The following is a 13,741-nucleotide window of genomic DNA, read 5'->3' on the forward strand; positions in this document are numbered from 1 at the left end:
TTATTAACAACTGTATCTATACTGATATTTGATGATTTAAGCTAACGATTACTGGATTCTGCTTGTTTACTTGTCCGATGCTGAATGGATGGAGCTATTTCCTCATAGGAAACAGCGGCTGTCCTTGATGCTATATTTTCTTGGATGCCCCGGACATAAATACTTATTTGTTGAAAAAAATAGCATTATAATAGCCTGGCACAGTCCAAAACCGTATATAATTCATTTATTTTGATGATATCCGTAAAATTTACGGATTTAATTATCTTCATTGCTATTATAAACTGAAATATTGATTTTTACCTTATTAAATTCCATCAATTGGTTATAGAAAATGAAAAATAAATTCTTGTGTACTCTCGTTCTTTCGGGATTGTGCCTGGCTGTGAATGCCCAACAGGTAAAGTTTACCGAATATGACCTGGACAATGGCTTGCATGTAATTCTTCACCAGGACAAAACAGCTCCGGTGGTGGCCGTCTCGGTAATGTACCATGTCGGCTCTAAGGATGAAGATCCTGAAAGAACAGGCTTTGCCCACTTTTTTGAACATCTTTTATTTGAAGGCAGTGAAAACATGAAGCGCGGAGATTTTATGAAGATCGTAAGCAGCAACGGTGGGCAGAACAATGCCAACACTTCACAGGACAGGACTTTTTACTATGAGGTTTTCCCTTCAAATCAGCTCGAGCTTGGGCTATGGCTGGAAAGCGAACGTATGCTTCACCCGAAAATTGACAATGCCGGTGTTAAAACTCAAAATGAGGTGGTTAAAGAAGAAAAACGCATGCGTATCGACAACAAACCCTATGGTAAGTTTGCAGAAAACATCTTCGCTCATTTATTTGATGGGCACCCGTACAGCTGGCAGCCGATAGGCTCAATGGCCCATCTCGATGCTGCGAAACTGGATGAATTTATTGCTTTTTTTAAAAAATATTATGCGCCTAACAACGCTGTACTGACAATTGCCGGGGATCTGGATATAGAAAAAACAAAGGCTCTGGTCGCTAAATATTTTAACGAAGTGCCAAAAGGTATCCCGGTGGTTAAGGGAACTTTCGGGTTAAAACCGGTTACCAGACAAATTGTGGACACGGTATATGATGCAAATATCCAAATTCCGGCAATATTTGCAGCCTATCGTGTTCCGGGAATGAAAAGCCGTGAAAATAAAGTACTGGAAATGGTCAGCACCATTTTGTCCGGCGGTGGAAGTTCAAGACTGAGCACAAAAATGGTCGATGAGAAAAAGACCGCTTTACAGGTTGCTGCTTTCAATTATACCCTGGAAGACTACGGTGCATACATTACACTGGCACTTCCCAACAACAACACCCCTTTAAATGATCTATTGACTGATATCGATGCCGAAGTTGTGCGCCTGCAGACTGATCTGATCAGCGAATCTGAATTTAAAAAGCTGCAGAACCAGTTTGAGAACGGGTATGTAAGTGCCAATACGAAAATGATCGGCGTAGCCGAAAATCTTTCCAATGGCTATACATTTCATAACAAGAATACGAATGATCTCAACGAACAGCTCGCACAAATTAAATCGATCACCCGCGAAGAGATCAGAGATGTAGCCAAAAAATACCTCAACAAAGATCAGCGCGTAGTACTTTATTACCTGCCAAAGAAATAAACATGAAGAAGATATTTACATTTGCTATAGCTGCCCTGTTTGTTCAGGCAGTATCAGCACAGAAATTAGACAGGAGCCAGAAACCAAAACCAGGACCTGCACCGACCATCACATTTGCCGATCCTGTGATCTATAAATTACCCAACGGCATTACTGTTCTGGTTGTAGAAAACCATAAATTACCGAAGATTTCCGCAAGTTACAGTATTGATGCAGGCCCGATCACTGAGGGTTCAAAAGCCGGTGTTACCGGATTACTGAGCGGCATGCTCAATGAGGGTACGACTACAAAAACCAAGGCCCAGTTCGATGAGGCTGTCGATCAAATCGGTGCAGAAGTAGGTGTATCGGCAGGCGGAGGACAGGCTTCTGCCCTGACCCGCTATTTTAGCGACGCTTTTTTATTAATGGCTGAAGCCTTGAGAAATCCTTCTTTTCCGCAGGAATCATTTGACAAGTTAAAATCACAAAGCCTTACCAATTTAAAATCCAGCGAGCGCAGTGCAACCGCCATTTCCGGACGCGTGGTCAATGCCCTTTCATTTGGACTGAACCATCCTTATGGAGAGTTTGAAACCGAGCAAAGCATCAATTCCATTGCCCTGGACGATGTGAAAGCCGCTTATAAAAAATATGTGACACCTTCAAGAGGCTATCTAACCTTTGTCGGTGATATTAAACCGGAAGTGGCAAAGGCGCTGGCGATCAAAGCATTTGGTGACTGGAAGGGCACTGTTCTTACTTTCCCTGTTTTGGCCAAAGTGAGTAACCCGGCCAAAACCGAGGTGGATGTTGTGGATTTACCGAGTGCAGTTCAGTCGGAGATAACAGTGACCAATCTTATAGAATTGCCATTGAGCAGCCCCGATTATCATGCGGTACTGCTTGCAAATCAAATTCTGGGAGGCGGGGCGGATGCAAAACTTTTTAGAAACCTGCGCGAAAAACATGGCTTTACTTATGGTGCTTATTCCAATACGGGCTCAGGAAGACTGCAATCGACTTTCAGCGCTTCCGCTTCCGTGCGGAATGAAAAAGTGGATAGTGCCGTGGTTGAATTTCTAAAAGAAATCAATGTGATGCGTACGGAAAAAGTTAGCCCCGAGGTGCTTCAGGATGCAAAAAACTTATACAATGGTTCTTTCGCGCTGGGTCTGGAAAACCCAGCCCGCGGTGCGGGGTTTGCGAGCAGCATACTTATCAATAACCTTCCAAAGGATTTTTACCGTACATATTTGCAAAAACTAAATGCGGTTACTGCAGATGATATTCTTCGCGTCAGCAAAAAGTACTTTTTGCATGACAACGCCAGGGTAGTTATTGTAGGAAGAACTGATCAGTTTTTGCCGGGACTTAAAAAATCAGGATTTGATATCAAACAATTTGACAACTATGCCACACCATTAGCGGCAGGCAAAGAATAAAAAGAAAATTCCCGGATCTTTTTATCGTAATTTAGGTTATCACAGCAGAACAGCCAGGATTGGGGTTCTGCTGTTTGGCAGAATACCATCATTATTGGTGAAAATAGAGTCATATTGGATAAGTAACTAGTTGTAAATTGCATATCCAACCAGTTTTATATAAGTTTGTCATAATAAACAACCCCAATTAATGAAACATACAATTAATGAATTAGAAGATATCGCTGCTCAGGTAAGAAGGGATATTGTTAGAATGGTACATGCCTGCCAGTCAGGCCATCCGGGAGGATCCCTGGGCTGTGCTGACTTCTTTACCGCGCTTTATTTTGAAGTGATGAACCACAACACTGACTTCAAAATGGACGGAAAAGGCGAGGATCTTTTCTTCCTTTCAAACGGACATATTTCGCCTGTTTTTTATAGTGTATTAGCCAGATCAGGCTATTTTGATGTAAGCGAACTCGCTACTTTCAGGAAATTAAATTCAAGATTGCAAGGCCATCCAACCACTCATGAAGGACTTCCTGGCATCAGGATCGCTTCGGGTTCTCTGGGACAGGGCATGTCTGTGGCAATTGGCGCTGCACAAGCAAAGAAATTAAATAATGATCATTCTATTGTGTACTCTTTACATGGTGATGGTGAACTGCAGGAAGGACAAAACTGGGAAGCCATTATGTACGCGCCTTTCAATAAAGTGGATAACCTAATCTCTACTGTCGATTATAACGGACAGCAAATTGACGGACCAACGGAAAAGGTCCTTTCACTCGAAAATCTGCAGGCTAAATTTGAAGCTTTCGGATGGCAGGTAATCAACTCTGACGGTAATGATATGGATAGTACCGTGAAAGCACTTCACTACGCAAAATCATTGACGGGTAAAGGCAAGCCAATCCTTAATTTAATGAGCACCCAGATGGGTTATGGTGTTGATTTCATGATGGGATCGCACAAATGGCACGGCGTTGCACCAAATAACGAGCAACTTGCAACAGCTTTAGCTCAATTAACCTCTACCCACAAAGATTATTAAGATAGAAGAAACTAATGAAAAAGTATACATACACTGAAAAAAAAGATACCCGCTCTGGTTTCGGAGCCGGACTATTGGAAGCCGGGCAGAAAAATCCTGAGGTAGTGGCGCTTTGTGCTGACCTGGTGGGCTCTTTGAAAATGGATGCGTTCATCAAGGAATTTCCTGAGCGATTTTTCCAGATCGGTATCGCCGAGGCAAATATGATCGGTATTGCAGCCGGGCTGACCATTGGCGGGAAAATCCCTTTCACTGGGACATTTGCCAACTTCTCTACAGGAAGGGTTTATGACCAGATCCGCCAATCCGTTGCTTATTCTGATAAAAATGTGAAGATCTGTGCTTCTCATGCTGGATTGACTTTAGGAGAAGATGGCGCTACCCACCAGATTCTTGAAGATATAGGTTTGATGAAAATGCTTCCGGGTATGACCGTGATCAATACTTGTGATTACAACCAGACCAAGGCAGCGACTATTGCCATTGCTGAGCATCATGGCCCCGTTTACCTGCGCTTTGGCCGTCCGGTGATCCCTGTGTTTACAGATCCTGATCAGAAATTTGAGATCGGTAAAGCCTGGATGGTCAATGAAGGTACAGATGTAACCATCATTGCTACCGGACACATGGTTTGGAAAGCAATTGAAGCAGGTGAAAAACTTGCTGAATTGGGTATCGATGCCGAGATCATCAACATCCACACCATAAAACCTCTGGATGAAGAGGCCATTTTAAAATCAGTAAAGAAAACCGGCTGTGTAGTGACTTGCGAAGAGCACAACAAATATGGCGGACTGGGTGAAAGCGTAGCTAGATTGCTTTCAACTGAGCTGCCTGCTCCACAGGAATTTGTTGCCGTAAATGACAGCTTTGGCGAAAGCGGAACTCCTGATCAGCTAATGACCAAATACGGACTGGATAGCGTAAATATTGTGGAAGCCGCACAAAAAGTAATAAAAAGGGCTAAAAAATAGTATTAAAACGCCCCGATTACATCGCTTATGAAGCAGGTTGAAGATTCAGAGATTTTAGAGAAATTCTCAAATATAAAAACTCGGGATGAAGCCTTCAACCTGCTTTTAAACAAATACCAGCAAAAGATCTACTGGCACATACGCCGGCTGGTCATTGATCACGACGATACAGATGATCTGGTTCAGGATGTATTCATTAAGGTTTGGAAGAACCTCGAAAACTTCCGCAGCGACTCCCAGCTTTATACCTGGATCTATCGCATTGCGACAAATGAATCCATCACTTTTCTGAATAAACAGAAACAGCGAAACAATACACCACTCGACGAGGTCTCCGGAGAACTGGAAGAAACACTTGTCGCCTCCTCCTATTTTGACGGCGACAAGATCCAGATGAAATTGCAAAAGGCTCTTCTGAAGCTCCCTGAAAAACAACGCCTTATTTTCAACATGAAATACTTTGATGACCTTAAATATGAGGAAATTGCAGCCATCACAGGCACTAGTGTGGGTGCGCTGAAAGCCTCTTTCCACATTGCGGTGAAGAAAATTGAAACTTTTATGCTAAATGAGGACATCACTTTTTAAACCTTTTGCCAATTAATATATCAATATATTTGAAATGGAAGAAAATTTAGAAAATAGTGAATGGATGAAGGGGATTAAAGAGGCTGGATTTACTACTCCTTCCAATTATTTTGAGGAATTGAACGATAGTATCCGGGCGAGAATGATTACTGAAAGGCTCAGAGCGTCAGTGCCTGTGGACGGCCATACGGTACCTCCAAATTACTTTGAGCAATTGCAGTTGAATATTCTTGCTAAAACAGCTAAACAGATTACAGCGTCAAGGCAAACAAAGATCGTTCGTTTATGGCGTTCAAATGTACTGAAATATGCGTCGGCAGCATGTTTCGTAATCATTGCGGGTATGGGTGTTTATTTCAACATCAATGAGCAGAAGGCAACTCAAAATAACAATTATACGGAGACGGCTACCGAGCAAATGCTATTTGATATTGATGAAGAAGTGATCATTGAACACATTGAGGCCAATTATAAGGATCAACAAAAACCCACAGCTAAAGAGACGGCACTGGAAAACTATATCCTCAACAACTACTCTCAAAACGATCTGACCGGGAATTTATAATTTAATCGAAAATGAAGAATCTAATTATTGTAACGCTACTTTTTTTACCTTTTTTTGTTTCGGCGCAAGGTCATAGTGACAGACATAATGAGATTGAAACTTATAAAATTGCTTACCTTACAGAAAAACTTGGTCTTTCTTCGGAGGAAGCAAAAATATTCTGGCCGATTTACAACGACTGGGAGAAAGAGCAGGGTGCGCTGCGTAAGGAACGTTTTCAGAAAATGATCAGCTTCAAAAAGATCACTGAGATCGAAACGTTGTCAGACAGTCAGATCCAGACGCTCATTGCCAATGATTTTAACATGAAACAAAAGGAGCTGAACCTTGAAAGGAAATATTACAATAAACTGAAGGCCAGTCTGCCCATTAAAATTGTAGGGAAATACTACCGCGCGCAGGAAGCTTTTAAACGTGAGATCTTATCGAGATACAGAAACGGAAGGCCGGGAAGGAATTAATTTGTAATTTTGCGTTCATGCTTACACAACGCCAGTTATTTCTTCAGCATAACGCGCAGACTACTTTAGAGCCACTCCTTTTAGAATTCGTTAAAGCCAGCGGGATGTATCTTTATGATCCCGACGGCAGAAAATACATGGACCTCATCGCGGGAATTGGTGTCAGCAATGTAGGTCATTGTCACCCTGCAGTAGTGAAGGCCGTGAAGGATCAGGCGGAAAGCTATATGCACATCATGGTGTACGGAGAATTTGTACAGAGTCCCCAGGTGAACTTTGCAAAGGCCCTGGCAGATGTGTTGCCTGCAGGACTGGACTGCACTTACTTTGTAAACTCAGGTACTGAAGCAGTTGAAGGGGCGATGAAGCTGGCCAAAAGGCATACTCACCGGACCGAGATCATATCCTGTCACAACTCCTATCACGGGAGTACACAAGGTGCTTTGAGCCTGATGGGCAGTGAAGAATTCAAGCAGGCCTACCGGCCGTTGCTGCCAGATATCAAATTCATTAATTATAATGCGGTTGGTGATCTTGATCTTATCACCGCAAAAACTGCAGCAGTATTCATTGAGACTATACAGGGCGAAGCAGGGATCAGGGTTGCGGATAAAGCATACTTTAAGGCTTTAAGACACCGGTGTTCGGAAACAGGTACTTTACTGGTGCTTGATGAGATCCAGTGTGGATTCGGGCGTACGGGCAGATTGTTCGGTTTTGAAGATCTTGACATTATTCCGGATATACTTTTATTGGCTAAGGGAATTGGTGGTGGAATGCCGATAGGTGCATTTATAAGCTCCATGGAGATTATGTCTGCTTTTACAACAAATCCTATTTTGGGGCACATCACCACCTTTGGTGGCCACCCCGTAAGCTGTGCCGCCGGACTGGCTACACTGCAAACCATTCAGTCAGAAAACATAATAGCAGAAGTGGCAGCCAAAGGCCAGCTTTTCAAAATGCTATTGAAACATCCTGCAATCAAAGAAGTTAGGGGAAAAGGACTGATGATTGCTGTAGAGTTTGACACCTTTGAGACCAATAAAAAGGTCATTGATGCTTGCATAAAGGATGGGCTGATCAGCGACTGGTTCCTGCACTGCAGCAATTCCATGCGGATTGCCCCGCCATTGATCATTAGCAAAGAAGAGATCGGGTGGGCTTGTGGGGTTATCCTGAAAAATGTGAGTGAAGTTACTAACTCATTTTCTGCCTCTTGATCAGGTACCCCTGCAGCACGGAGTAAAAACCTGCGGCAATATCTGCATCGATCATATCTACCTTATACTGAATACATTTCAGTCTTATGGCTTCCCTGTAGCCGCTCATTCTGGAAAGATATTCCTGTTTTACTTTTGAAGTATGCGCCTTTAATGTTACTCCGGTTTCCATATCCACAAACTCATATGGACGGCTGTCAAAATCGAAATTTACTTCTCTTGATTTATCTGTAACATTGAAGATCACCACCTCGTGCTTGTTAAATTTTAGATGCTGAAGTGCGGAAAACAATGCCTCTGTATGGCTCTCATTGTCGAAGGTGCTTAACATATCACTAAAGATAACCACCAGCGAACGTTTGTGGATCAGCTCTGCGATCTGGTGTAAAGCCTGCTCTAAATTGGTCTTAACATCCATTTTCTTTGAGTTCAGTACCTGCTCCAGATGACTGAACAAGAGTTTCTGATGGGTGGCCGTAGATTTTGCAGGAGTATTCAATACCAGATGATCAGTAAAAAGGCTCAAACCAAATGCATCCCGCTGCCTTTTCAAAAGATAGATCAGCGCCGCTACCGCCTGGACGGAAAAGTTGAGTTTGCTGTACTCACCCACAGGAAAATACATAGAAGATGAGACATCAATGATAAACTGGCAGCGCAGATTAGTTTCCTCTTCGTACCTTTTACTGAACAGTTTATCTGTTCTCGCAAACAATTTCCAGTCCACATTTTTTACACTATCGCCTTTATTATAGAGCCTGTGCTCTGCAAACTCTACAGAAAAACCATGGAAAGGGCTTTTATGAAGGCCCGTAATGAAGCCCTCTACTACCTGTCTGGCCAGAAGTTCCAGATTACTACTAAAGTGTAAAGCTTGTTCATCAATGGGCGACTGCATCCTGTAAATATAAAAAAAGCGTTCATAACTTATGAACGCTTTTTTACCTGTATATATCGGGTTATTATAACTGCTTATCTAATTTACCTGCCAATACTGATTTTGGTACAGCACCAACCTGTTTGTCAACTACCTGACCATCTTTAAAATACAATAAAGCGGGGATGTTGCGGATTCCGAACTGAGTAGAGATCTGTGGGTTATTGTCTACATTCACTTTACCTACAATTGCTTTTCCTTCATATTCTCTTGATATCTCGTCTACTGACGGGCCTACCATTCGACAAGGACCACACCACTCTGCCCAAAAATCAACCAAAACGGGTTTATCTGATTTTAACACAACTTCCTCGAAGTTTGCATCTGTAATTTCCAATGCCATAATTTCTATTTTTTATTTACAAATATATAATCAATTGTAATGCCATCAAGCGGAGCCGTGCCAAAATGACATTAGTTCAACTTAGGATTAACGTTCAGTGCGATCAACTGTTCGAGGAAGTGGTTATTAGGGTTGATTTTCACAGACTTAGAGGGCATTTTTATATTGACATTCTGTTCCCTGTCATAAATATCAAAGAGCAGCTGGCAGTTTTGCTGATCTGTAGTTGCCTTATTGTCTTCTAATATGGCATGGATCTGGCGCATAAAATCATCGTTGATCCTTTCTATAGGAACCTGGATAGTTACACATTTGGCCAGCTTATCCCTGAGCTCAGAAAGCAGGTTTATAGAAGTGATCTTAAACTCCCAGTCACCCTCTTTTCTAAACCTTTCCGCTACCCTGCCCCTGATCTGCAGAAAATATCCGTCGGTCAGGAACTGTTTGAATTTGATAAAGTCATCACCAAACAAAGCCAGTTCACAAGTATCGTCATAATCCTCAAAAACTATGGTTCCAAAAGGTTTTCCAGTCTTGGTCATACGCTGTGCAGCTACGACCACCAATCCGCCTACAACCAGCTCCCGGTTCTTTATGCTTTCAAATTCAGCGAGCACCTCTTCATTGGTGTCTCCCGTCCTTATTTTATTGACAATAGTCAAATGCCTCACCTTCTGCTGACAGAACTCTCTCAGCTCCAGCCGATAATTGTCCAGCGGATGCCCGCTCAAAAAGATTCCTATGGCATCTTTCTCATATTTCAGGCGATCTATAAGACTCCATTCAGGAGCCACCGGAAGCGCCGGTTCGAGTATGAGGTCTGCTACCGATCCGCCAAACAGTGAAGACTGCGATGATGATTCATTGTTCTGAAAATCGTTCGCATATTTGATCAGTTTCTCGGTACCATTCATTTTATCATTAGGCCCAACGAAGAAATACTGCGCCCTGTGATGCCCAAAACCATCAAATGCACCACTGTAAACAAAGCTTTCATAAGCCTTTTTATTTACAGTACGTGTGTTAGACCGTCGGGCAAAATCGTATACATCCTTATACAATCCATTCGTCACCCTGTCCTCGATGATACTTTCTACCGCCTTTTCTCCCACACCTTTGATACCGGACAATCCAAAACGAACCTCACCCTGTGCATTTACAGAAAACTTGATGTCCGATTCATTGACATCCGGGCCGAGGACCTGTACACCCATCTGCTTACATTCTTCCATAAAGAAGGCCACCTGTTTGATGTCGCTCATGTTATTGGACAGGACCGCAGCCATATATTCAGCAGGGTAATGGGCCTTTAAATAGGCAGTCTGGTAAGCAATCCAGGCGTAGCAGGTAGAGTGTGATTTATTGAACGCATAAGAAGCAAAAGCTTCCCAGTCTTTCCAGATTTTTTCCAGGGTCACCGGATCATGACCCTTTTCCGCAGCCTGGGCGACAAATTTAGGTTTCATTTTATCCAGCACATCCTTTTGTTTTTTACCCATGGCCTTACGCAGTACATCAGCCTCGCCCTTTGTAAATCCAGCCAGTTTCTGCGATAAAAGCATCACCTGCTCCTGATATACAGTGATCCCATAGGTCTCCTTAAGGTATTCCTCGCAGGCATCCAGGTCATACTTGATCTCTTCCTCACCGTTCTTTCTGCGGACAAAGCTCGGAATATACTCCAGCGGACCCGGTCTGTACAATGCATTCATGGCAATCAGGTCACCAAATACAGTCGGTTTCAGTTCCTTCATGTATTTCTGCATCCCGTTACTCTCATACTGAAATATCCCGATTGTTTCACCGCGCTGGAACAACTCATAGGTTTTCACATCATCAATAGGAAAATTATCAGGATCAAGATCTATATGATGGCCCAGTTTCACCAGTTTTACGGTATCCTTAATCAGGGTCAGGGTCTTTAGCCCCAAAAAGTCCATCTTTAACAATCCGGCACTCTCTACCACAGAGTTGTCAAACTGGGTGACGTACAGATCAGAATCCTTAGCGGTAGCCACAGGAACAAAGTTGGTGATATCGCTTGGGGTAATGATCACCCCACAGGCATGGATCCCAGTGTTCCGCAGGGACCCTTCCAGGATCTGCGCCTGCAATATGGTTTCGGCACTCAGGTTTTTAATACCTGCCATAGCCTTCAATTCCACGACCTTTTCGTATTCATCCGCACGCAGGGCCTCTTTCAAAACCTTTTCCTCCAGGTTGAAGATCTTGGCCAGTTTCATATTGGGGATCAGCTTGGCAATCTTATCAGCCTCAAATAAGGGAAGATCCAATACCCGGGCAGTATCGCGGATAGATGATTTGGCTGCCATGGTACCATAAGTAATAATCTGCGCAACCTGGTTTGAGCCATACTTGCTGATCACATAATCCATTACACGCCCGCGGCCCTCATCATCAAAGTCAATGTCAATATCGGGCATCGATACCCTGTCCGGATTCAGGAAACGCTCAAAAAGCAGGTCGTATCTGATAGGATCAATATTAGTGATCCATAAGCAATAAGCCACTACGGAGCCCGCCGCCGAACCACGGCCCGGGCCAACGGAAACATCAAGCTGCCTGGCCATTGCTATAAAATCCTGAACAATCAGGAAATACCCCGGGTAACCGGTCTTTTCAATGGTCTGCAGTTCAAAATCCAGCCGTTCAATAATTTCAGGGGTCAGTTCCCCGTATCTCTTCTTAGCTCCCTCATAAGTCAGATGGCGAAGATATTTGTTCTCTCCTCTTTTGCCCCCATCTTTGTCATCCTCCGGGACGATGAATTCCTCCGGAATATCAAATTTAGGCAGCAATACCTCGCGGGCCAGTTTATAGCTCTCCGTTTTGTCAATGATCTCCCGGATATTCACAATCGCCTCCGGAAGATCAGCAAACAGCGCCTTCATCTCCTCAGCCGATTTATAATAATATTCCTGATTGGGAAGACCGTACCTGTATCCGCGTCCACGGCCAATCTGGGTAGCCTGCTTCTCACCATCCTTTACACACAATAAAATATCATGCGCATTGGCATCCTTCTTATTGATATAATACGTATTATTGGTAGCGACCAGTTTCACCTCATGCCTGCGGGCAAGAGAGATCAGGGAAGCATTAACAATATTTTCATCATCCTGGTTGTGACGCATGATCTCTATGTAGAAATCTGCCCCAAACTTGTCTTTCCACCACAACAATGCCTCTTCAGCCTGACGCTCGCCAATGTTCAGCAATTTGCTGGACACCTCGCCGTACAGGTTCCCGGACAGCACAATAATGTCATCCTTGTACTGCTCAACAACATCTTTATCAATACGGGGCACATAATAAAAGCCCTTGGTATAAGCAATCGACGACAGCTTTGCCAGGTTATGGTAGCCGTTCTTATTTTTGGCCAAAAATACCATCTGATACCCGTCATCCTTTCTCTTTTTATCCGTATGATTTTCACAAACAAAGAACTCACAACCTACAATGGGCTTAATGACCGTCTCCGTTGGTTCTTCACCTCTTTCAATCGCAGCAGCGTTTTTGGCCTCTGCCCCTTTGTTGTGATTGAGTACCTGTGTCACGAAATGAAAAGCCCCCATCATATTTGCGTGATCCGTCATGGCTACAGCGGGCATTTTCATTGCCGCTGTGGCTTTGATCAGGTCAGGAATATTGATGGTAGACTGCAGTACTGAAAATTGTGTATGGTTATGCAAATGCGCAAAGACCGCATTTTTAAGTTCTTCCTTGTTGCCCTGAAGTGTTTGTTTGGAAATTCCATCACCCTTGTTCAGACGTTTTCTGATGTCATCAGATGCCGCTTTCAGGTTGATATGTGTCAAACCAGCCCGGCCAATTATACCGGGGTTCTTTTCCCTGAAAAGCTTCAGGTAGTTTTGATCGGCAAGCAACTGCTCAGGCCTGAAAACATCAGTTTTTAAAAGCTGTAAAAAGCAACGTGTAGTAGCCTCCACATCTGCAGTAGCATTGTGTGCCTCAGCAAAGGGCTCTCCAAAAAGATATTGATGCAATTCAGTAAGATTGGGCAATTTAAACCTTCCCCCTCTTCCTCCCGGAAGCTTCAACAGTTCCGCCGTAACCTCAGTGCAGGTATCCAGCACAGGCATTTGCGACATCGGGCTTTCGATGCCCATCCTGTGAAACTCACAACCCATAATGTTTACATCAAAGCCTATGTTCTGGCCCACAATAAACTTCGCCCTGGACAAGACCGTATTGAATTTTTCAAGAACCTCGGCAAGCCCTATTCCCTGCTCATCCGCCAGCTCAGTACAAATACCGTGGATCCGTTCGGCATCATAAGGGATATTGAAACCATCAGGCTTTACCAGATAATCCTGGTTCTCTATCAGATTTCCGAATTCATCATGAAGCTGCCAGGCAATCTGTATGCACCTTGGCCAATTGTCTGTATCGGTAACGGGAGCATTATAGTTGCGGGGCAAGCCTGTCGTCTCGGTATCAAAAATCAAATACATGCTCAAAAATACGTATTTTTAAAGCGATCACGGGAGAGGTTGAAAA

General features: G+C 43.4%; 11 protein-coding genes. 8 read left to right on the plus strand and 3 right to left on the minus strand.

Going from position 1 to position 13,741, the window contains the following annotated elements:
- Positions 1 to 334: 334 nt before the first annotated feature.
- The 8 genes from QEP08_RS13150 to QEP08_RS13185 all read left to right on the plus strand — a co-directional run bounded on the left by QEP08_RS13150 (position 335) and on the right by QEP08_RS13185 (position 7,919).
- Complete coding sequence (locus QEP08_RS13150; RefSeq protein ID WP_285058650.1) at positions 335 to 1,648, plus strand: M16 family metallopeptidase; 1,314 nt, start codon at positions 335 to 337, stop codon at positions 1,646 to 1,648.
- Positions 1,649 to 1,650: 2 nt separating this feature from the next.
- Complete coding sequence (locus QEP08_RS13155; protein WP_285058651.1) at positions 1,651 to 3,072, plus strand: M16 family metallopeptidase; 1,422 nt, start codon at positions 1,651 to 1,653, stop codon at positions 3,070 to 3,072.
- A gap of 190 nt (positions 3,073 to 3,262) precedes the next feature.
- Positions 3,263 to 4,108 carry a transketolase gene (locus QEP08_RS13160; protein ID WP_285058653.1) on the plus strand — a complete coding sequence of 282 codons (846 nt, stop codon included), beginning with the start codon at positions 3,263 to 3,265 and terminating at the stop codon, positions 4,106 to 4,108.
- Positions 4,109 to 4,122: 14 nt separating this feature from the next.
- Entirely contained in the window at positions 4,123 to 5,082 is a 960-nt protein-coding gene (locus tag QEP08_RS13165) for a transketolase family protein (protein ID WP_285058654.1), read from the plus strand.
- 27 nt (positions 5,083 to 5,109) lie between these two features.
- Entirely contained in the window at positions 5,110 to 5,670 is a 561-nt protein-coding gene (locus tag QEP08_RS13170; RefSeq protein WP_285058655.1) for an RNA polymerase sigma factor, read from the plus strand.
- 34 nt (positions 5,671 to 5,704) lie between these two features.
- Complete coding sequence (locus QEP08_RS13175) at positions 5,705 to 6,235, plus strand: hypothetical protein (protein WP_285058656.1); 531 nt, start codon at positions 5,705 to 5,707, stop codon at positions 6,233 to 6,235.
- Positions 6,236 to 6,246: 11 nt separating this feature from the next.
- Entirely contained in the window at positions 6,247 to 6,696 is a 450-nt protein-coding gene (locus QEP08_RS13180; RefSeq protein WP_285058658.1) for a hypothetical protein, read from the plus strand.
- A 17-nt stretch (positions 6,697 to 6,713) separates the two neighbouring features.
- Positions 6,714 to 7,919: an aspartate aminotransferase family protein gene (locus QEP08_RS13185; protein ID WP_285058659.1), complete on the plus strand. Its 1,206-nt coding sequence runs from the start codon at positions 6,714 to 6,716 to the stop codon at positions 7,917 to 7,919.
- Here QEP08_RS13185 and QEP08_RS13190 read toward each other — a convergent pair.
- The 3 genes from QEP08_RS13190 to dnaE all read right to left on the minus strand — a co-directional run bounded on the left by QEP08_RS13190 (position 7,897) and on the right by dnaE (position 13,695).
- Entirely contained in the window at positions 7,897 to 8,817 is a 921-nt protein-coding gene (locus QEP08_RS13190; protein ID WP_285058660.1) for a DUF58 domain-containing protein, read from the minus strand. The genes QEP08_RS13185 and QEP08_RS13190 overlap by 23 nt on opposite strands.
- Before the next feature lie 64 nt (positions 8,818 to 8,881).
- Positions 8,882 to 9,199: a thioredoxin gene (gene trxA / locus QEP08_RS13195; protein ID WP_285058662.1), complete on the minus strand. Its 318-nt coding sequence runs from the start codon at positions 9,197 to 9,199 to the stop codon at positions 8,882 to 8,884.
- Positions 9,200 to 9,270: 71 nt separating this feature from the next.
- Positions 9,271 to 13,695 carry a DNA polymerase III subunit alpha gene (gene dnaE / locus QEP08_RS13200; RefSeq protein ID WP_285058664.1) on the minus strand — a complete coding sequence of 1,475 codons (4,425 nt, stop codon included), beginning with the start codon at positions 13,693 to 13,695 and terminating at the stop codon, positions 9,271 to 9,273.
- Positions 13,696 to 13,741: the final 46 nt, after the last annotated feature.

It is taken from the genome of Pedobacter ginsengisoli, from assembly GCF_030244015.1.
Lineage (GTDB): Bacteria > Bacteroidota > Bacteroidia > Sphingobacteriales > Sphingobacteriaceae > Pedobacter > Pedobacter ginsengisoli.